The organism is Frateuria sp. Soil773 (genome assembly GCF_001428405.1).
In the GTDB taxonomy this organism is placed as follows: Bacteria; Pseudomonadota; Gammaproteobacteria; order Xanthomonadales; family Rhodanobacteraceae; genus LMSL01.
In genome coordinates, this window is record NZ_LMSL01000034.1 from 19,265 (window position 1) to 38,737 (window position 19,473).

20 protein-coding genes are annotated in these 19,473 nt (G+C 70.9%); 6 read left to right on the top strand and 14 right to left on the bottom strand.

The window, feature by feature from the left end:
- Positions 1-44: 44 nt before the first annotated feature.
- Entirely contained in the window at positions 45-2,084 is a 2,040-nt protein-coding gene (gene fusA / locus ASG87_RS09985; RefSeq protein WP_056004538.1) for an elongation factor G, read from the bottom strand.
- Between the two features lie 317 nt (positions 2,085-2,401).
- Between fusA and ASG87_RS09990 the strand changes: the two genes are divergently transcribed.
- Both ASG87_RS09990 and ASG87_RS09995 read left to right on the top strand, forming a co-directional pair.
- The gene (locus ASG87_RS09990) at positions 2,402-3,406 is read left to right on the top strand and encodes a hypothetical protein (RefSeq protein WP_056004540.1); all 1,005 of its coding nucleotides are present in this window, start codon (positions 2,402-2,404) and stop codon (positions 3,404-3,406) included.
- 37 nt (positions 3,407-3,443) lie between these two features.
- Positions 3,444-5,411, top strand: a complete 1,968-nt coding sequence (locus ASG87_RS09995; protein ID WP_235499618.1) for a hypothetical protein — start codon at positions 3,444-3,446, stop codon at positions 5,409-5,411.
- 599 nt (positions 5,412-6,010) lie between these two features.
- Here the strand turns inward: ASG87_RS09995 and ptsP are convergent.
- The 12 genes from ptsP to ASG87_RS10055 form a co-directional block, all read right to left on the bottom strand.
- Positions 6,011-7,741 (bottom strand): phosphoenolpyruvate--protein phosphotransferase, encoded by a 1,731-nt coding sequence (ptsP, locus tag ASG87_RS10000; protein ID WP_056004544.1) that lies wholly within the window; start codon positions 7,739-7,741, stop codon positions 6,011-6,013.
- Between the two features lie 125 nt (positions 7,742-7,866).
- Positions 7,867-8,136, bottom strand: coding sequence for an HPr family phosphocarrier protein (locus tag ASG87_RS10005; protein WP_056004546.1), 270 nt, complete (start codon positions 8,134-8,136; stop codon positions 7,867-7,869).
- Positions 8,137-8,144: 8 nt separating this feature from the next.
- Positions 8,145-8,537, bottom strand: a complete 393-nt coding sequence (locus tag ASG87_RS10010) for a PTS fructose IIA subunit family protein (RefSeq protein ID WP_056004548.1) — start codon at positions 8,535-8,537, stop codon at positions 8,145-8,147.
- Positions 8,538-8,580: 43 nt separating this feature from the next.
- Positions 8,581-9,486 carry an RNase adapter RapZ gene (gene rapZ / locus ASG87_RS10015; protein WP_056004550.1) on the bottom strand — a complete coding sequence of 302 codons (906 nt, stop codon included), beginning with the start codon at positions 9,484-9,486 and terminating at the stop codon, positions 8,581-8,583.
- A gap of 3 nt (positions 9,487-9,489) precedes the next feature.
- Positions 9,490-10,440, bottom strand: coding sequence for an HPr(Ser) kinase/phosphatase (gene hprK, locus ASG87_RS10020; RefSeq protein WP_082582893.1), 951 nt, complete (start codon positions 10,438-10,440; stop codon positions 9,490-9,492).
- 163 nt (positions 10,441-10,603) lie between these two features.
- The gene (gene raiA, locus ASG87_RS10025; protein WP_056004552.1) at positions 10,604-10,927 is read right to left on the bottom strand and encodes a ribosome-associated translation inhibitor RaiA; all 324 of its coding nucleotides are present in this window, start codon (positions 10,925-10,927) and stop codon (positions 10,604-10,606) included.
- A gap of 131 nt (positions 10,928-11,058) precedes the next feature.
- Positions 11,059-12,513 carry an RNA polymerase factor sigma-54 gene (locus ASG87_RS10030; RefSeq protein ID WP_056004554.1) on the bottom strand — a complete coding sequence of 485 codons (1,455 nt, stop codon included), beginning with the start codon at positions 12,511-12,513 and terminating at the stop codon, positions 11,059-11,061.
- A 92-nt stretch (positions 12,514-12,605) separates the two neighbouring features.
- On the bottom strand, positions 12,606-13,325 hold the full coding sequence (gene lptB, locus ASG87_RS10035) for an LPS export ABC transporter ATP-binding protein (RefSeq protein ID WP_056004556.1): 720 nt from the start codon (positions 13,323-13,325) through the stop codon (positions 12,606-12,608).
- Between the two features lies 1 nt (position 13,326).
- Entirely contained in the window at positions 13,327-13,890 is a 564-nt protein-coding gene (gene lptA / locus ASG87_RS10040; RefSeq protein ID WP_056004558.1) for a lipopolysaccharide transport periplasmic protein LptA, read from the bottom strand.
- Positions 13,847-14,449, bottom strand: coding sequence for an LPS export ABC transporter periplasmic protein LptC (lptC, locus tag ASG87_RS10045; RefSeq protein ID WP_056004560.1), 603 nt, complete (start codon positions 14,447-14,449; stop codon positions 13,847-13,849). Before lptC ends, lptA begins: the two co-directional genes overlap by 44 nt.
- Positions 14,446-14,997, bottom strand: coding sequence for an HAD hydrolase family protein (locus ASG87_RS10050; protein ID WP_056004562.1), 552 nt, complete (start codon positions 14,995-14,997; stop codon positions 14,446-14,448). The genes lptC and ASG87_RS10050 overlap by 4 nt, the downstream gene beginning before the upstream one ends.
- 80 nt (positions 14,998-15,077) lie before the next feature.
- The gene (locus ASG87_RS10055) at positions 15,078-16,091 is read right to left on the bottom strand and encodes a KpsF/GutQ family sugar-phosphate isomerase (protein WP_056004564.1); all 1,014 of its coding nucleotides are present in this window, start codon (positions 16,089-16,091) and stop codon (positions 15,078-15,080) included.
- A 170-nt stretch (positions 16,092-16,261) separates the two neighbouring features.
- Between ASG87_RS10055 and ASG87_RS10060 the strand changes: the two genes are divergently transcribed.
- The 4 genes from ASG87_RS10060 to ASG87_RS10070 all read left to right on the top strand — a co-directional run bounded on the left by ASG87_RS10060 (position 16,262) and on the right by ASG87_RS10070 (position 18,725).
- Positions 16,262-16,498, top strand: coding sequence for a BolA/IbaG family iron-sulfur metabolism protein (locus ASG87_RS10060; protein WP_056004566.1), 237 nt, complete (start codon positions 16,262-16,264; stop codon positions 16,496-16,498).
- Between the two features lie 38 nt (positions 16,499-16,536).
- Positions 16,537-17,796 carry a UDP-N-acetylglucosamine 1-carboxyvinyltransferase gene (gene murA, locus ASG87_RS10065; protein ID WP_056004569.1) on the top strand — a complete coding sequence of 420 codons (1,260 nt, stop codon included), beginning with the start codon at positions 16,537-16,539 and terminating at the stop codon, positions 17,794-17,796.
- A gap of 75 nt (positions 17,797-17,871) precedes the next feature.
- Positions 17,872-18,237, top strand: a complete 366-nt coding sequence (locus ASG87_RS19395) for a tlde1 domain-containing protein (RefSeq protein ID WP_082582894.1) — start codon at positions 17,872-17,874, stop codon at positions 18,235-18,237.
- On the top strand, positions 18,234-18,725 hold the full coding sequence (locus tag ASG87_RS10070; protein ID WP_056004571.1) for a hypothetical protein: 492 nt from the start codon (positions 18,234-18,236) through the stop codon (positions 18,723-18,725). The genes ASG87_RS19395 and ASG87_RS10070 overlap by 4 nt, the downstream gene beginning before the upstream one ends.
- A gap of 38 nt (positions 18,726-18,763) precedes the next feature.
- On the opposite strand, the gene ASG87_RS10075 is transcribed toward ASG87_RS10070, so the two are convergent.
- Positions 18,764-19,468 carry a DUF6134 family protein gene (locus ASG87_RS10075; protein ID WP_056004573.1) on the bottom strand — a complete coding sequence of 235 codons (705 nt, stop codon included), beginning with the start codon at positions 19,466-19,468 and terminating at the stop codon, positions 18,764-18,766.
- Between the last annotated feature and the right edge of the window lie 5 nt (positions 19,469-19,473).

The window sequence follows — 19,473 nt, forward strand, 5'->3', positions numbered from 1 at the left end:
CGCGGAAACGGGTCCAGCATAGCGGGCGGCGGCGGACGCGGCGGTCAATCGTCTTCCGCGTGCGGCTTCCACGCCTCGCTCAACTGCTTCTGGGTGGGCGCGGGCACCGGCTCGTAATGGCTGAGGTCGAGGCTGTAGCGACCGCGGCCGCCGGTCATCGCCTTCAGCTCGGTGGGGTAGTCGGTGAGTTCGGCCAGCGGCGCCTGCGCACGGATCAGCAGCTCGCCGCCGCGCTGGCTGTCGGTGCCCATGATGCGCGCGCGCTTGCCGGCCAGGCCGCCGGTGACGTCACCCACGTTGCTCTCGGGAATCGATACCTCGACGTCCACGATGGGTTCGAGCACGATCGGCCGCGCCTTGCCGACCGCATCCAGGAACGCCTTCCTGCCGGCGCTGACGAAGGCCACCTCCTTCGAATCGACCGGATGGTACTTGCCGTCGTAGACGGTGACGCGCAGGTCCTGCAGCGGGTAGCCGGCGATCGCGCCGCGCTCCATCGCCTGGCGCACCCCTTTCTCGATCGCCGGCAGGAAGGTGCCGGGAATCACGCCGCCCTTCACCGCATCGACGAACTCGAAGCCGGCGCCGCGCTCCAGCGGCTCCACCCGCAGGAACACCTCGCCGAACTGGCCGGCGCCGCCGGTCTGCTTCTTGTGCCGGTGGTGGCCCTCGGCCTTGCCGGCGATCGTCTCGCGGTAGGCGATGCGCGGCGGGTGGGTGACCACCTCCACGCCGTAGCGTTCCTTCATCCGCTCCAGCATCACCTTCAGGTGCAGCTCGGACAGGCCGCGCACCACCGTCTCGTTGAGCTCCTTGTGGTGCTCCACGCGGAAGCACGGGTCTTCCTCGGCCAGGCGGGCGAGGGCCTGCGACAGCTTCTGTTCCTGGCCCTTGTGCATCGGTTCCAGCGCCAGGCCGAACATCGGCTGCGGGAACGCCAGCGGCGCGAGGTGGATGCGATCCTCCTCGTGGGCATCGTGCAGCACCGCGTCGAAGTGGATCTCCTCCACCTTCGCCACCGCGGCGATGTCGCCGGGGACCGCCGCGTCGATCTCCACGTGCGCCTTGCCGTTGAGGCGGAACAGGTGGCCGACCTTGAACGGCTTGCGGCCGTCGTCGATCAACAACTGCGTGTCGCGGCGCACGGTGCCCTGCCACACGCGGAACACGCCGAGCTTGCCGACGAACGGGTCGTTGACGATCTTGAACACGTCGGCGATCACGTGGCGCGCAGGATCGGCGCCGACCGCCACCGGCTCGCCGTCGTCGCCGAGGAACGGCGGCGGGTTGCCCTCGGCGGGGTTGGGCAGCAGGCGCGCGGCCAGGTCGAGCAGTTCGCGCACGCCGGCGCCGGTGCGCGCGCTGACGAAGCAGACCGGCACCAGGTGGCCTTCGCGCAGGCATTGCTCGAAGGCGTCGTGCAATTGCCGCGGGGTGAGCGAGCCTTCGCCCGCGTCGAGGTAGGTATCCATGACGGATTCGTTCACCTCCACCACCTGGTCGAGGATGCGCTGGTGCGCCTCGGCCAGCGAGGAGAAATCGGTGGCGCCGTCGTCGTGGAAGAAGCAGTCCAGCACCCGGCTGCCGCCGTCGGCCGGCAGGTTCACCGGCAGGCATTCGCTGCCGAACTCCTCGCGCAGGGCCTCGACCAGGGCGGGTAGCCCGGCCGGATCGGCGTCGATCCGGTTGACCACCAGCAGGCGCGCCAGCCCGCGCCTGCGCGCGTGTTCCATCAGGCGCCGGGTGCCGTGCTCGATGCCGTTGGCGGCGTTGACCACCACGGCGACGGTTTCCACCGCGGCCAGCGCGGACAGGGTCGGGCCGCGGAAGTCGGCGTAGCCGGCGGTGTCGATCAGGTTGATGCGGCAGCCGTCGTGGTCGAGCGCGGCGATGCAGGTGTCGATGGAGTGGCCGCGCGCCTTCTCCTGCGCGTCGGTGTCCGATTGCGTGGTGCCGCGTTCCACCGAGCCCTGCGTCTGGATGGCGCCGGCGGCGTGCAGCAGGGCTTCGAACAGCGTGGTCTTGCCGGCGCCGGCGTGGCCGGCGAGCGCGATGTTGCGGATGCTTTCCGTGTTGTACGACACGATGCGACCCTCCCAGGCAGGGCGCGGATCGTGCCGGCATGGACCACGGCGCCGCACGAAGCCGCGCATGGCGACCGATGGCGGGCCGTCATGGTCGTCCTTCGCGTCGGGACGCGCGGGCGGTCATGGCGGGGTGCGGCGGGTGCCGCCCGCATAGCCTTGAGCCATCGGGCGGCACGGTCAAGCTGCAGTGCGAGGGAACCTGGGCGGGGCGCGCGGGTCTGCATGCACAGGTTCAAGCGGCGGGCGTCATGCTGGCGGCCGGCTCCATGTACCGCCTTCCACGCAGCGGCCGAGGTATCCCCATCGTTTCCCCCGTGCAGGTCGAACACCATCGCTGGGACCGGTCCGGCGCCGACGCCCACGCGCAACGCGGGCTGGCGCCGCTGGACCCGGCCACCCGCGCGCTGCTGCACGAGCTGCGCTGGCGCCGGCCGGCGCGCGATCCGTGGCGCATGCGCTGGGCAACGGTGCTCGTGCTGCTGCTGCACGGCCTGTTCGTCGCCGTGCTGTGGCTGGCGATGCGCCCGTCGCCGCCGCGCGAGGCGGCCACGCGCCAGGGCGCCGCGCTGCAGGTACGGCTGATCGAGGCGCCCAGACGCACTGCGGCCCCAGCGCCGCCCGTGCCGGAGCCATCGGCGCCGCCGGCGAACCCCCGTCCGCGCCCGGCACCTTCGCGCGAGCCGGTATCCGCGCAGGCGATGGTCGCCAGCGTGCCGGGACCGGCGCCTGCGCCGGAAGCGGCGCCGCGCCCGCGCCTGTACGACCGCGACGGCCAGCCGCTGCTGCCGGCGGCCGCGGCGAGCGCGCCCGGCGTGCCCGGCTACGTGCAGCGCCGGCCGCAGGGCGACATGCAGGTGATGCGGCACGACCATCCGGTCACCTATACCGCGACCCGCTTCGAGCAGTACTTCCCGCCGCCCAACGAGACCGCCGGCCAGGCGGTGGTGCGCCACGTGGTGGAGAAGGTATCCAAGCCGTTCGCGGTGCGCCTGCCGCGCGGCGTGCACCTGCGCTGCACCCTGCTCACGGGATGCGCGGACCCGCCGGCCGCGCCGCCGAAGAAGGACGGCGACGAGCGCCTGAGCATGGCGCCCGCCGCGCCGCTGGCGAAGGAACTGGCACCCGCCGGCGGGCCGGACCTGGCCGAGTGCATCGCGATCTACCGCGAGGGCAAGCCCCTGCCGCACGGCTGCCCGGTGGACACGCCGAACCGCGCGGTGGACGCCGAATGCACCGAGCGCACCGCCAAGTCGGCCGCAGCGCATTGCGCCGGCCGCGCCACGCCCGGGCCGTCCGCCGTGCCGGCCGGCGGCGGCTGACGGCACGGCGCCGCCGCGGCCAGCTACACTCGCGCGCATGCCCATGCCTCCCGTGGACAAATCCCCCGGATCCCGCGCCAATGCGCCTGCCGTGGTCGTGCTGCCGTCGCCGCGCGAGGCCGCGCAGCGCGCGCTGGTCTACCGCCGGCGCCGGCGCGAGCAGCCGCGCGAGCGGCTGCTGCGCGTGGGCGCCATCGCCGGCGCGCTGCTGGTGCACCTGGTGTTCCTGTTCGGGGCCGTGCTGGGCTCGGCCTACGAGCTGGAGCAGCCGCCGGAGCGGCCGGCCGAGGCGCTGCAGGTGCGCCTGATCGACAAGCCCGAGCCGCCGCCCCCGCCGCCGGTGCGCGGCACGCCGCCGAAGCGGGTCGGACCGACCCATCGCGGCAGCGTGGCGTCGGCGCCGCGGCGCGCGGTGGCGCGGGCCGCCGCCAGCGTCGGCGCCGAACTGGCGCCGGTGCCCACGCCGGACAAGCCGGTGATCGCCCCGACCCTGCAGCCGGCCACCATCAAGGTTGCCGCGGTGGCCGCCCCGCCGCCCCCGGTAAGCCTGCCGAAGCCGAAACCGACGCCGGAGATGGCGCCGATCCCGCTCGCCGGCGAACCGCCGCAGATCGTGCTGGAGACCCCGCCGGCGGCCAAGCCGGTGCCGCCGCGCTTCCAGCCGGAACCGGCGCGCAAGCCGCAGCTCGAAGGCACCCGGCCGCTGCCCACGCCGCCCTCGCTGGCGATGCCCGCGGTGCCGGCGCAGGCGGTTCCCGCGATCGCGCCGCCCAGCATCGCGCTGGACACCACGCCGCCGGTGTCCGCTGCGCCGCCCAGCGCGACCCCGTTGGCGCGGCCGGAACCGCCCACGGTGCCGGCGCCCGCGCAGATGGAGGCGATCCCGCTGCCGGCCCAGCCGGCGCCGCAGGTCGACCTGCAACCGCAGCCGAGCGTGCCGGCGCCCAGCGTGCCGCGCGTGCAGCCGCAGGTGCAGGCGCCGGTGATCCAGGTGGCCGAACCGCAACTGGCGGCGGTGCCGCTGGCGCCCCGGGACGAGGCGCCGCGCCAGGCCGCGCCGCAGGCGCCGTCGTTCGACACCAGCGCGATCAAGGCGCCGGCGCCCAGCCGGCCGGAACTGGCGCGCCCGCAACTGAGCGAAGCGGCCCGGCCGTCGGCCGCCGCCGCGGAGCCGTCCGCCAGCGAGGCGGCCGAAGCCGCGGCCACGCCCGACGAGTCGAATGCCGCCCAGCCGCGCGACAGCGGCCGCGCCGACGACGTCAGCCGCGCGCCGGACGCCACGCCGCAGGGCAGCGACACGGCGACGCCCGGCCAGGCCGAGGGCAGCGTCGCCAGCACCGAGGCCGCCAACGGCAAGCCGTCCCAGACCGCGCCCGGCAAGGGCAAAGACAGGGGCGCGCAGGGCGAGGGCCGGCAGGGCACGCCGCAGCCGGGCGCCGCGCGGGGCGAGACGCAGGGGCGGCTGGGCAGCTACGTGCAGCTCAAGCCGCGCGGCGACGCCGAGATCATGGAGCACCGCGCGCCGAACATCGGCTACAAGCCCACCCGTTTCGAGGGCGACTGGACGCCGGAAGGCGAGAGCACGATCGACACCGCCCTGCGCCGCGCGGTGGAGAAGACCACGGTTTCGCATACCTTCCACCTGCCGCGCGGCGTGCGCCTGAAGTGCAAGGTGACACCGCTGTTCCCGCTGGCCCTGCTCGGCTGCGGCAACGGCGATCCGCCGCCCAAGCCGGTCGACGACAAGGTGTACGAGCGCATGTACATGGCGCCGGCCAACCCGCTGGCACCGCCGGCGCCCGCCGCCACGGCCAGCGCGCCGGCACCCGCCGCGCCGATCCGGCTCGACAACAGCGCCGAATGCGCCGCGGCGCGCGTCAGCGGCGGCCCGCTGCCGCCCGGCTGCGAGGCACCGCCCGGCGCGGCGCCAGTACCGGCCCGGCCGGCGCGCGCGCCCAGCCCCTCGTCCAGTTCCTGGGTGCCGGCCAGCGACCAGTTCCACTGAGAGCCTGTTCAAAGGCTCCCTGTCGAACTGGAATCCCCTCGCGCTCCCCGCTCGTCATTCCTGCGAAAGCAGGAATCCAGCGACTTTTCCCTTCCCCAAAACCTAGAGGCACTGGATCCCAGCCTTCGCTGGGATGACGCCCTGTAGGGGGATACCTGGGAGACTGGAATCCCCCACGCTCCCCGCTCGTCATTCCTGCGAAAGCAGGAATCCAGCGACTTTCCCCCTCCCCAAAACTTAGAGGCATTGGATCCCAGCTTGACCGGCCCTTCGGCCGTTAAAAGCCGCTGGGATGACGCTTCGTAGGGGTACCTGGGAGACTTTGAACAGGGTCTGAGAGTCTCGAAGCCCCTCCATCGCTTGTGCTGGGGGCTGTTCACAAAAGAGTGAAAGAGTGGAGCGTCCAGTCCACGACTGGCGATGACGCCGGCCCGCGGGCTGGCGGCTCTGGCTCCAAGCGGTGCCTCGCCCGGATTGTCGGGCGTAGTCGCGGGGCCTTCGCCGGCCGGCTGCCTGCGCTGCGCGCCAGCACGGGCGGCCCGGTCGGTGCATGCGGGCCGCCGGAGACGTCGGGCGGGCCTTGGAGGAACGGCGGCGGGTCAGCCGCCGATGCCGGCCAGCAGTTCCTCGACCTGCTCGTGGGTGTAGGCGCGCAGCAGGCGCGGCGCGTGCCGGCGCAGCTCGGCGCGGTCGAGCGCGGCGAGGCGGTCGCGCACGTGCAGGATCTGGCTGGGATGCATGCTGAACTCGCACAGGCCCAGCGCGAGCAGCAGGGCGGTGAAGTTGACGTCGCCGCCGATCTCGCCGCACAGGCTGACCGGCTTGCCGGCGCGGCGGCCGGCGGCGATCACGTAGGCGATCAGCCGCAGCAGCGCCGGCTGCAGCGGGTTGTAGATGTTCTCCAGGCCGTCGTTGCCGCGGTCGGCGGCGAGCACGTACTGCGCCAGGTCGTTGGTGCCGATGGCGAGGAAGTCGGAGTGCTCCAGCAGGGCGCGCACGTTCAGCGCGGCCGCGGGCACCTCGATCATCGCGCCCAGCGGCAGCTTTTCCGGCAGGTCGACGTTCTCGCGCTTGAGTTCCTGCCGCGCCAGCTTGAACAGCGTGCGCACCGCGATCAGCTCGTCCGGCTGGGTCACCATCGGCACCAGCACGCGCACCGGGCCGTAGCAGGCGGCGCGCAGGATCGCGCGGATCTGCGTGGTGAACACCGCCGGGTAGCGCAGCGACAGCCGCACCCCGCGCACGCCGAGCGCGGGGTTGTCCTCGCCGCGCAGCGCCAGGCCGGCGGCGTCGGCCTTGTCGGCGCCAAGGTCGAGCGTGCGGATGGTCACCGGCAGGCCGCCCATGCCCAGCACCAGGTCGCGGTAGGCGATGAACTGCTCGTCTTCCGACGGCAGCCCCTTGTGCTTGAGGAACAGGAACTCGGTGCGGTACAGGCCGACGCCGTCGGCGCCGCGCGCGCGCGCCATGGCGAGGTCGGCCGGCATCTCGGCGTTGGCGAACAGGTGGATGTCCAGGCCGTCGCGGGTGCGCGTGGGCGCGTTCGCCAGGGTGGCGAGCCGGCGGCCTTCCTGCGCGGCCTCGCGCTGCCATGCGCGGTAGCGGGCCAGGTCCTGCGCGGTCGGATGCACGATGGTCTCGGCGCGCTCGGCGTCGAGCAGGATCAGGTCGTCGTCGTGGATGGTCGACAGCGCGTCGCGCGTGCCCACCAGCATCGGCAGGTCGAGGCTGCGCGCGAGGATCGCGCTGTGCGAATACGCGCTGCCCGAGCTGGTGACCACGCCGAGCAGGCCGTTGCCGGCCAGGTGAGCCATGTCGGCCGGCGCGATGGTGTCGGCGATCAGGATCTCGCCCACGCGCGCGGCCAGCTTGCGTTCCTCGCGGCTGGTCTGCCGCTGCAGCGCCGAGATGACCCGGCCGATGACCTGGTCGACGTCCTCCTTGCGGCTGCGCAGGTAGGGGTCGTCCATCGCCTCGAACACCTTGGCCAGCCGGTCGCGCTGCTTCTTCAGCGCGGCGCCGGCGCGGTAGTGGCCGATCCGCACCAGGTCGTCGAGCCCGCGCAGCAGTTCCTGGTCGTCCAGCAGCAGGCTGTGCGCGTCGATGAACTCGTTGACCTCGCGCGCCAGCGCGCCGTGCAGCTTGCCGCGCAGCTCGTGCAGCTCCTGCCGCGCGGTGGCCAGGGCGCGGTGCAGCTTCTCGATCTCGGCGTCGACCTCGTCCTCGCCCAGCGGCCGCGTGTCGACCAGGTAGCGGCTGGGCTGCACCAGCCGCGCACGGCCCAGGGCCATGCCCCGGGAAGCCGAGGTGCCGGGCAGGAGCTCTCTCATGGGGTGGCTCCTTTGGAGCCGGGATTCGGGAATAGGGAATAGGGAATGGGAAAAGCGTTGGGCTGCCGGTCCGCGCGGAGCGGCTCTGCGATTCCCGATTCCCTATTCCCGATTCCCGGCATACCTCATGCCCCCTCGTCGAACTTGCGCTCGAACAGCGCCACGACGGCGCCGAGGGCCTCGGCTTCGTCGGCGCCGTCGGCGCGCACGGTCAGCGGCGTGCCGATGCCGGCGGCCAGCATCATCACGCCCATGATGCTCTGCGCGTTCACCTCGCGGCCCTTGCTGACCAGCCACACGGTGGACTTGAAGCCCTGCACGAGCTGCACCAGCTTGGCCGAGGCGCGCGCGTGCAGGCCGAGCTTGTTGGATACGACGATTTCTTGTTCAAGCATGGCGAGGGTCAGGCATGGTCGATGAAGATTCCGCCGCGGCCGCCGCTGGCGGCGATCTGGGCCAGTTCGTCCAGCGGCTGCTCGGCATAGTTGAGCACGCGCAGCAGCATCGGCAGGTTGAGTCCCGACACGCAGCGCAGGCGCACGCCCAGCGAGCCGAGCGAGAGGCCGATGTTGCACGGCGTGGCGCCGTACAGGTCGGCCAGCACCAGCACTCCGTCGCCCTGGTCCAGGTCGCGGGCGTGGTGCACGGTGAGGGCGCGCATCACGTCCGGGTCGGCCTGCGCCGGCACCTCCACCGCGTCCACCCGCAGCGGCAGCTTCGGCATCACGTGGTGCGCGGCCGAGATCAGCGCCTTGCCGACCGCCTCGTGGGTCATCAGCAGCACGCCGACGCTCACGGTCGCGCTCCGCGGCGGGCAACGGGCGGGCATGTCATCGCCATCACTCCAGCTCCCGGTGGAAGGTGAGCACGCCCTCGCGCTGCGCGCGGTAGTGGGCGGCGAGTTTCTCGACCAGGTAGACCGAGCGGTGCCGCCCGCCGGTGCAGCCGACCGAGATGGTCACGTAGCTGCGGTCGTCCTGCTCGAAGCGCGGCAGCCACGCGTCGAGCCAGCGCGCGGTATCGGCGAAGTATTCGGCGACCAGCGGCTCGGCGTCGAGGAAGTCGCGCACCGGCGCGTCCTTGCCCGACAGCGGGCGCAGCCGCGGATGCCAGTGCGGGTTGGGCAGGCAGCGCGCGTCGAACACGAAGTCCGCGTCCAGCGGCAGGCCGCGGCGGAACGCGAACGACTGGAACATCAGGGTCAGCCCCTCGATGGCCTGGGCGTAGCCGGTGGCGACCAGCCGGCGCAACTGGTGCACGTTCAGCTCGCTCGAATCGATCACCTTCTCGGCGATCGCCATCAGCGGGCGCAGCAGCCGGCGCTCGGTGGCGATCGCGTCGGCCAGCGAGGTGCCGCGCACCGCCAGCGGATGGCGGCGGCGCGTTTCCGAATAGCGCTTGATCAGCACTTCGTCGCGGCAGTCCAGGAAGATCAGGTGCACCTGCACGCCGGCCTCGGCGAGGTCGGAGATCACCTGGGGCAGGTGGCGGAAGTCGTCGCCGCGGTTGCGCACGTCGGTGCCGACCGCGATGCGCCGGCGCGCGCTGCCGGGGTCCTGCAGCACGGCCTGCACCAGTTGCGGCAGCAGCGCGGTGGGCAGGTTGTCGACGCAGTAGAACTCCAGGTCCTCCAGTGCGCGCAGCGCCACCGTCTTGCCGCCGCCGGACATGCCGGTGAGCACGATCAGGTGGATCGCTTCCGGATCGTTGAGGGTGGCCAGGATCGGGGTCTCGTTATCGCTCATGGGTCACCATGGGGGCAGCCGGCGCATCTGGTGCGCCTGGCGGTCGATGAAGGTCTGCGCCGGATCGATGCCCTTGCTCTTGAGCATATGGTTGCGCACCGCCGCCTCCACAAGCACGGCCAGGTTGCGGCCCGGCGCCACCGGGATGGTGATGCGCGGCACCGGCACCTCGAACACCTCGTGGTGGCCGACGTCGCCGGTGAGGCGGGTGAGTGCGTCGGTGTCCTCGCCCTCGCGCAGCGGCTTCAGGTGCACCACCAGGCGCAGGTACTTCGATTGCTTGACGGCGGTGTGGCCGAACATCTCGCGCACGTTGAGCACGCCCAGGCCGCGCACTTCCAGCAGGTCCTGCAGCAGGTCGGGGCAGGTGCCGTCGATCACGTCCGGCGCGATCAGGGTGAATTCGGTGGCGTCGTCGGCGACCAGCCGGTGGCCGCGGCTGATCAGTTCCAGCGCCAGCTCGCTCTTGCCCGAGCCGGACTCGCCGGTGATCAGCACGCCGATCGAGAACACCTCGAGGAACACGCCGTGCAGGGTGATCCGCGGCGCCAGCATGCGCGCCAGGTGGTACTGCATCCAGGTCAGCAGCTCGTGGCCGCGCTTGGCGCTGATCCACAGCGGCGTGTTGGTTTCCTCGGCCACCTCGCGCAGGTCGGAGGGGATCGCCTGGTCCTTGGTCACGATCAGCGCCACCGGCTGGTAGGCGGCGATCTTGTGGATCGCTTCCCAGCGCTGGCGCGAGTCCAGCCCGTCGAGGTAGTTCAGCTCCTCGGTGCCGACGATCTGCACCTTGTTCGGGTAGATCACGTTGAGGTAGCCGATCAGCGAGGGACGGCGGGTGGTGGTGGCGCCGCGCTCGAGCACGCGGCCTTCGCCGCGCATGCCGGACACCCAGCGCAGGGCCATGCGCTCGTGGACGCCATCGAAGAGTTGTCGTGCGGTGAGCCGGTCCAAGCGTCCGTTCCTCTGCCGTGGATGGGGCGGGGAGGCGCCATTGTGCCAGCTTGGGCGGATGAAGTCGGCGCCGCCCGGTGGACAGGGGGAGCGGCGGCGCCGGCCGGAAACGAAGCGACCCGCCGGAGGGCGGGTCGCTGCGGTACGCGGGTTCCAGGGCGGGCTAGCCGTACTGGCGGGCCTCGCGCGCTTCCTGCTGGTGCTTGTCGCTGATCTTCTCGCGGTGCTTGCGCAACTGGGTCACCAGCTTGTCGAACAGCACATCGATGGAGGCGTACATGTCCGCTTCGGCGGCCTCGGCATGCAGCTTGGTGCCGCTCACCGCCAGGGTGCCTTCGGCGCGCTGCTGCAGCTTGTCGACCGAAAGCACGATGGACAGGCCGATACACTTCTCGTCGAGGCGGGTGAGGCGTTCTAGCTTGGCGGTGGCGTGGTCACGCAGGGCCGGGGTGACTTCGATCTGCTGGCCGCTGAGTTGGAATTGCATGGTGCGCCTCCTCTGGTACGTGCCGCCCGCGGGCGGCGGGGTGTCGATGCGCCGCTGCGTGCGGCGACATCCTCAATCGTCTCTGTCTAAGGTGGGAGCGCCGGCGACGGTTGCAAGTTCCCGCCGCGCGCTCAGCCTGCGCGCTGGCGTTCGCTGGAGCTGGGTATGCGCATGGCCTCCCGGTACTTGGCGACGGTGCGGCGGGCCACCTGGATGCCCTTGCGGTGCAGTTCCTCGGCGATCGCCTGGTCGGACAGCGGCTTGCGGGCATCCTCTGCGTCGATGAGCTTGCGCAGCATGGCCTGGATCGCGGTGGCCGAGGCGCCGCCGCCGTCCTCGGTGGACACGCCGCTGGAAAAGAAGTGCTTCAGTTCGAAGGTGCCGCGCGGCGTGTGCACGTACTTGCGGGTGGTGACGCGGGAGATGGTCGATTCGTGCATGCCCACCTCCTCGGCCACCTCGCGCAGCACCAGCGGGTGCATCGCCTCCGGGCCGTAGTCGAGGAACGCACTCTGCCGCCGCACGATCGCCTCGGCGACCTTCAGCAAAGTCTCGGCCCGCGATTCCAGGCTCTTGATAAGCCAGCGCGCCTCCTGCAACTGCGCGCGCATCCAGCTTGCGTCCTCGCCGCGGGCCTTGGCGATCAGGTTGCAGTAATGCTGGTTAAGACCGAGTCGAGGCTGGCAGTCCGGGTTCAGGCTGACCCGCCAGCGGCTGCCGTCCTTGAAGGCGTACACGTCGGGGGCGACGTACTCCACCGGCGTCGCGTCCAGCGCCGCGCCGGGGCGCGGGTCCAGGCTGCGGATCAGCACGGTGGCGGCGACGATGTCGTCCTCGCCGGCGCGCAGCCGGCGCGCCAGCCGCGCGATGTCGTTGCGCGCCAGCAGTTCCAGCTCGCCCTGGACGATCTGCAAGGCCAGCGCGCGGTGCGGCGTCTGCGGCTCGAACTGTTCCAGTTGCGAGCGCAGGCAGTCGCGCAGGTCGAGGCTGGCCACGCCGGTCGGGTCGAAGCGCTGCAGCATCTGGCGCACCGCCTCCACCTCGTCGGCGTCGGCCTTGAGGCTGGCGGGCAGGGCGGCGAGGACGGCGTCGATGCCTTCGGCGAGATAGCCGTCGGCGTTCAGCGCGTCGATGATGACGGTGGCGATGGCCCGCTGGCGCGGCGTGAACGGCGACAGGTTGAGCTGCCACAGCAGGTGTTCCTGCAAGGTCTCGGGCGCGGCGTTCTGCGGCTCGAAATCCTCGTCGCCGCGCGATCCGCTGCCGGCGGCGGTGCCGCTGGAAAAATCGATCGGCGCCTCGGGCGGGCCGGCGTCGTCCGACCAGTCGGGCGCGTCGTCGGCGTCGTGCTCGGCGACGGGCGCCTCGCTGCCGGCGGCGTAGACCTCGGCCTCGTCGCCGCGGGCCTCGTCGCCGTCGGCCGGCGCGGCTTCCTCCTCGAACTCCAGCAGCGGATTGCCTTCGGCGATCTGGCGAAGCTCCGCTTCCAGCTCCAACTGGGACAGTTGCAGGAGGCGGATCGCCTGTTGCAACTGCGGAGTCAGGGTGAGCTGTTGGTTGAGGCGAAACTGCAGTCCGGGTTTCATGCCAATCGGTCGGATGAACGTGGGGTCATCCTAACCCCTGGCCCGCGAGGCGACCATAGCCGCGCGGCTAGGCCGTGTGGCCGATTCGCGGATCAGAGACGGAATTCGCGTCCCAGGTAGACCTCGCGCACCTTTTCGTCGGCGAGGATGTGCGCCGGGGTGCCGCGCGAGAGCACCTCGCCGTCGTTCAGGATGTAGGCGCGGTCGCAGATGCCCAGCGTCTCGCGCACGTTGTGGTCGGTGATCAGCACGCCGATGCCGCGTTCCTTCAGGTGCCGCACGATGCGCTGGATCTCGCCCACCGAGATGGGATCGACGCCGGCGAACGGCTCGTCCAGCAGCATGTAGCGCGGCTGCGCGGCCAGCGCGCGGGCGATCTCCACGCGGCGGCGCTCGCCGCCGGATAGGCTGATGCCCTTCTGGTCGGCGATGTGCTCGATCTTCAGCTCGTCGAGCAGGCTTTCCAGCTCGGCGGTGCGCTGCTTCGCGTCCAGGCCGTCGCGCAGCTCCAGCACCGCCATGATGTTGTCGGCCACGCTGAGCCGGCGGAACACCGACGGCTCCTGCGGCAGGTAGCCGATGCCGAGCTTGGCGCGCGCGTGCATCGGCAGGTCGGTGATGTCCTGCCGGTCCAGCTTGATGCTGCCGCCGTCGGCCTCGACCAGGCCCACCACCATGTAGAAGCAGGTGGTCTTGCCGGCGCCGTTGGGGCCGAGCAGGCCCACCACCTCGCCCTGGCGGATCGAGAAGCCGAAATCGCGCACGACCTGGCGCGACCGGTAACGTTTTTGCAGGCCTTCGGCGGAGAGCATGTCAGGGCTGGTTTCCGGTCGGGGCGGCGGGTTTCTTCTTGGGCAGGAAGGTGCCGTGCACCAGGCCGTCGCCGTTCGATTCGCCGGTGATCTGGCTGGTCTGCGTGTTGTAGGTGAGCTTGTCGCCGTGGAACTCGCCGCGGCCCTGCTGCTTGACCACCGCGTTGCCGGTGAGCACGGCGATGCCCTTGAGGTTGTCGTAGTCCAGCGTGGCGGCATCGCCCTGCATGAGGTTGTTGCTGTCGTCCATCTGCTGGATGTGCGCCGGCGCGCCGGTGACCACGACGCGGGCGATCTCGGAATCGCCGTTCAGGTGGATCTTGGCCTCGCCGCCGGTCAGCAGCAGGGTGCCCTGGGTGATCCTGACGTTGCCCTTGAGCGTGCTGACCGTGTTCGGCGCGTTGAACGCCTCGGTGTACTTGGAGGTGTAGTTCATCGGCTGGTCGCGGTCGCTCTGCTTGGCCGGGGCGGCCAGTGGCAGCGAGGCGGCCAGCAGGACGGCCAGCAGGGCGCCGGCGGGCCTAAGGCCTGCGTTTGCGTGGCGGGAACGAGCCGTGGCTGTCATCGAGCAACTCCAGGTGTTTGTCGTTGAGGTTGGCGCGCATGCCGACCCCGCTCATTGTAAGGGCACCCTGCACCATCTGCGCCGGCGCCGCGGTTTCCATGCGGTTGTCCTTGGGCCAGGCGGTGACGTCGGAGGTATGGATGTCGGCCGCCGCGGTGCCGGGGTAGGCGTCGCGGTGCATGTGCACCGGCCCCTGCAGCTTGAGCAGGGTGCCGGCCTTGTCGACCCAGCCGTACAGCGACTGGCCGCGCCAGTCGGGGACGCCGGGCTGCTTCGAGGGCAGCTCGAACGACGGGCTGTTGATGTACAGCGACTCGTCGCCCTCGCGCCGCTCCACGTGCGGCGCGGTGATGCGGAAGCCGGGCAGGCCCTCGGTGCCGTACTTGGTGACCTTGGCGTTGCTCAGCGTGTAGCCGGAACGGGGCGGGCCGACGAAGTCGTTGGTCTTCGGCGGCGGGCCCATCCACCACAGCAGCAACTGGGCCGTGCCGGCGGCGAGCGCGACCAGCACGATCGCGACCGGCAGGCGCCGGTCGCGCAGCCAGGTGCGCAGGCTCATCGCCAGCGCTCCTGCTCGGCGACGCTGCGGCCCTGCGCCAGCAGGATCAGGTCGCAGGCCTCGCGGGCGGCACCCTGGCCGCCGCCCAGCCGGGTCTGCCAGTGCGCCTGCGCGGCGACCCAGGGGTGGGCGTTCGCCACCGCCACCGCCAGCCCGGCGATGCGCATGGGCGGCAGGTCGGGCAGGTCGTCGCCGACGAAGGCCGCCTGCGCGGGCGCGAGCTGCAGCGCGTCGAGCAGTTCGAGCAGGCAGGAGCGCTTGTCGCCCTGGCCCTGGTAGACGTGGGCGATCTCCAGTTCCTCGGCGCGCAGGGCCACCGGGTGGCTGATCCGCGCGCTGATGATCGCCACCTGGACGCCGTTCGCCTGCAGCCGCTTCAGGCCGAGGCCGTCGTGGACGTGGAACACCTTGGCCTCGCGGCCGTCCTCGCCGTACCACAGGCGGCCGTCGGTGAGGGTGCCGTCCACGTCGAACACCGCCAGGCGGATGCCGGCGGCGCGGGCGAGGACGTCGGCGGGGACGTCGGCGAGGTAGGAGGCGTTGGGCAAGGTCAGGGAGCGCCGATGGTGTGAAGTGGGGAAAGGTCGGGAGCCGGCTTGCCCGGTCTGTCCGATCCGCCGGGGCGGAATCAGACCACGCGGGCGCGGAGCAGATCGTGAATGTTCAGCGCGCCGACCACCTTGTGCTGCTCGTCGACCACCAGCAGGGCGTGGATCTGGTGCTTCTCCATCAGTTGCGCCGCCTCGATCGCCAGCTTGTCCGAGCCGATCGTCTTCGGCCCGCGGGTCATCAGGTCGGCCACGCGGGCGCCGCGCAGGTCCACCTCGTCGTCGTCCAGCGCGCGGCGCAGGTCGCCGTCGGTGAACACGCCGAGCAGGCGGCGGTCGGCGTCGACCACGGCGGTCATGCCCAGGTGCTTGCGGGTCATCTCCATCAGCGCCTCGGTGAGGCTGGCGTCCGGCGCCACGCTGGGGATGCCCTCGCCGGTGTGCATCACGTCGCCGATGTGCAGCAGCAGGCGGCGGCCGAGGCTGCCGGCCGGGTGCGAGCGGGCGAAATCCTCGGCGGTGAAGCCGCGCGCCTCCAGCAGGGCGATCGCCAGCGCGTCGCCCATCGCCAGCGCCGCGGTGGTGCTGGCGGTGGGGGCGAGGCCGAGCGGGCAGGCCTCGCTGGAGATGCTGGCGTCCAGGTGCACGTCGGCCTGGTGGGCCAGCGAGGATTTCGGGTTGCCGGTGATCGCGATCAGCGGGATGCCCTGGCGCTTGATTACCGGCAGGATGAACAGCAGCTCGTCGGTCTCGCCGGAGTTGGACAGCGCCAGCACCACGTCGTCGGGCTGGATCATGCCCAGGTCGCCGTGGCTGGCCTCGCCCGGGTGCACGAAGAACGCCGGCGTGCCGGTGGAGGCGAGGGTGGCGGCGATCTTGCGCCCGATGTGGCCGGACTTGCCCATCCCGCTCACCACCAGGCGCCCGCGGCAGGCCAGGATCAGCCGGCAGGCCTCGACGAAGCTGCCGTCGATGCGCGGCTCCAGCGCGCGGATCGCGGCGGCCTCGGTGGCGATCACCGTGCGCGCGCTGTGCGCGATGGCGTCCGGGTCCAGGGCGGTCGCGGCTTGGGGCGGGGCGATGTGTGCGTTCATCGGGGTCTCGTCGGGGCGGATCCGGGTCGGCCGGTGCGGGCCGACATTTCTGTGCCTGCGGATTTCCATTACCATGGCATATTCGCATTTTACCGTCATATGACGACGCGTTGGATTCATCGGCGGTTCTGAATCCCGCCATTTCGTCGCTCAACTCCCGTGGAAAACCGATGGACGCTGCCCGTATCCAGGCATTGATCGAAGCCGGCCTGCCCGGCGCGCAGGCACAGGTCAGCGGCGAGGACGGGGTGCATTTCGAGGCGACCGTGGTCGCCAGCCAGTTCGCCGGCAAGCTGCCCCTGGCGCGGCACCGGCTGGTCTACGCCACCCTGGGCGAGCTGATGGGCGGCGCGATCCACGCCCTGGCGCTGAAGACGCTGACTCCCGAGGAAGCCGCGCGCGCCTGAGCGCAGCCGCCTTCCGACCCATTTCCGAAGGACATCCGATGGCCAAGATCCTGATCAGCGGCGGCGAGCCGCTCCATGGCGAAGTCGCCATTTCCGGCGCCAAGAACGCCGTGTTGCCTATCCTCGCCGCCTGCCTGCTGGCCGACGGCCCGGTGACGATCAGCAACGTGCCGCACCTGCACGACGTCACCACCTTCATCGAGCTGCTCGGCCGCATGGGCGTGCAGCTGGTGCTGGACGACCGCATGAAGATGCACGTCGACCCGCGCACCATCAACAGCTTCGTGGCGCCGTACGACCTGGTGCGCACGATGCGCGCCTCGATCCTGGTGCTCGGCCCGCTGGTGGCGCGCTTCGGCGAGGCCGAGGTGTCGCTGCCCGGCGGCTGCGCGATCGGTTCGCGCCCGGTCGACCAGCACATCCGCGGCCTGCAACTGATGGGCGCCGAGGTGGCGGTGACCAACGGCTACATCCGCGCCACCGCGAAGCGGCTCAAGGGCGCGCGCATCGCGATGGACATGGTCACCGTCACCGGCACCGAGAACATCCTGATGGCCGCGGTGCTCGCCGAGGGCACCACCGTCATCGAGAACGCCGCGCAGGAGCCGGAGGTGGTCGACCTCGCGCACTGCCTGGTCGCCATGGGCGCGCAGATCGAGGGCATCGGCTCGGCCACCCTCACCGTCCACGGCGTCGAGCGCCTGCACGGCGCCGAGTACGAAGTGCTGCCCGACCGCATCGAGACCGGCACCTTCCTGGTCGGCGCGGCGATGACCGGCGGCAAGGTGCGCGCGCGCGGCGCGCGCGCGAACACCCTGGACGCGGTGCTGGCCAAGCTGGAGGAGGCCGGCGCGCACCTGTCCACCGGCGACGACTGGATCGAGCTGGACATGCGCGGGCGCCGGCCGAAGGCGGTCAACATCGTCACCGCGCCGTACCCGGCATTCCCCACCGACATGCAGGCGCAGTTCACCGCGCTCAACTGCGTCGCCGAAGGGGTGGGCGTGATCACCGAGACGGTGTTCGAGAACCGCTTCATGCACGCGCACGAGCTGCAGCGGCTCGGCGCCGACATCCGCCTGGAAGGCAACACCGCGATCATCCAGGGCGTGGAGCGGATGAGCGGCGCGCCGATCATGGCGACCGACCTGCGCGCCTCGGCCTGCCTGGTGCTGGCCGGCCTGGTCGCGCAGGGCGACACCATCGTCGACCGCGTGTACCACATCGACCGCGGCTACGAGAACATCGAGGAAAAGCTGGGCGTGCTGGGTGCGAAGATCCGCCGGCTGCCGAACTGAGGCGTTCGTCAGGGTTTGCAGAGGCTTCCCGATGCTAGGGTCTCTGTTCGTCGATCAGGCAAAGGGAGTTGCTTTATGCCGTGGACTTATCACCAGCGCACGGGCGTCATCGAGCGCGCAAAATCGAAATTCACGGGTGCCTATGCCGGCCATGGAGTAGGCAAGAACAACCCCGATATGCAGATGGTCAGGGGCGTGGGTCCCTTGCCGCAGGGCTCCTATCGCATCCAGTCCCCGAGGGACAGTCATCGCGTTGGCCATTACGCTATGCCGTTGTCGCCGTTGGCGGGAACGCAGACTTATGGCCGTACCGCTTTTTATATCCATGGCGACAATCCGTCCCATGCAGGCGACTCTTCCACTGGCTGCATTGTGATCGGGCGGCAGCAGCGGCAACGGATCTGGACAAGCGGGGACCATCAAGTGGATGTCGTCCCATGAGGTGGCACGCGGTGTTCGCAATGATGCTTGCCGCCGCCAGTGGATGCGTTGCTGCGGGTGACCTGCCCAGGCGGGCTGAAGAAGTAGGCGCCCGGATCACCCAGGTGGGAGCCAAGGCATTCCTTGACGGCCTTAGCGAGGATCAGCTCGACGAGTTGTATGGGAGGATCGAATCCGGCGCTTCTGCGTGGGTCGCGCTGGCACCCAGGATTGCGCAAGGTGCGGATGCGGCCAACGCCGAAGGATTGACGATCGAGTTGGCCTTTGCGCTGCCCAAAAACCCCGAAGCAGTGCTTTCCGTAGCCACCTTGCATGACGATGTCATGCTGGGCGTGGATCGCGTGTGCGGCATGCCCTTCATCGAAGATACCGTCAAAGACCGACCAGCCTACAAGCGCAAGGCGACCACGGCCGTGCGGGCGGTATCCGATCCCGATCTGCAGACGATCAAACAGGCTTGCTTGTCGGCCCTTGGCAAGGCGGACTGATCGCGAGACGCTCGCTCGGGACGAGCCGGCTATTTCGATCAGCCGGCCTTGTAGCTCACCAGTTGCATGGTGATGTCGCCGCCGTCCTTCTGTTGCAGTTTCACCGGCAGCGGGTACTTGTCCGGCACGTACCAGGCGCTGAAGCCCTGGTCGGCGTCGCTGCGGTCCACCCGGGTGGCCTGGAACGAACCGGCGGGCACGGTGACCGCTTCCTTGCCGCCGGCGCGGAAGTTCTGCGTTTCCACCCGTTGCTTGACGCCCACCGGCAGGGCGATCTGCCGGTGCCCGTCGCGCAGGGCCAGCCCGATCGCCAGGGCGAGCGTGTTGCGCTCCACCATGCCCGGCTGGGCCGGATAGGTGGTTGTGCCCTTGCCTTCGTCGACGGTGACCTGTTTCGCCGACCAGTCCACCGTCATGTGGCGCTTCTTGGCCTTGATCGCCGCGTCGAGGCGGTAGTCGTAGCCGACCGCCTCGGGCACGTCGCCCTTCCAGCGGAAGCGCGAGCTTTCCTCCAGGCGCGCGCCGAGCAGGGCGGCCATGCCGCCGGTGCCTTGCATCTGCTTGCGGTAGACCCACTCGCCGTCGCCCGAGGGTGCCAGCGTCACCGTGGCCCGTCCGAGCGGCGAGCCCCCCTGGAGTACGTCGTAGGTGGCGGTGAAGGCGGCGGGCGTTGCCGCCAGGGCGAGGCCGGAGGCGGCCAGCAGGCCGCAGGCAAGCAGGGGACGCAGGAATCGGATAGTCATGCGGC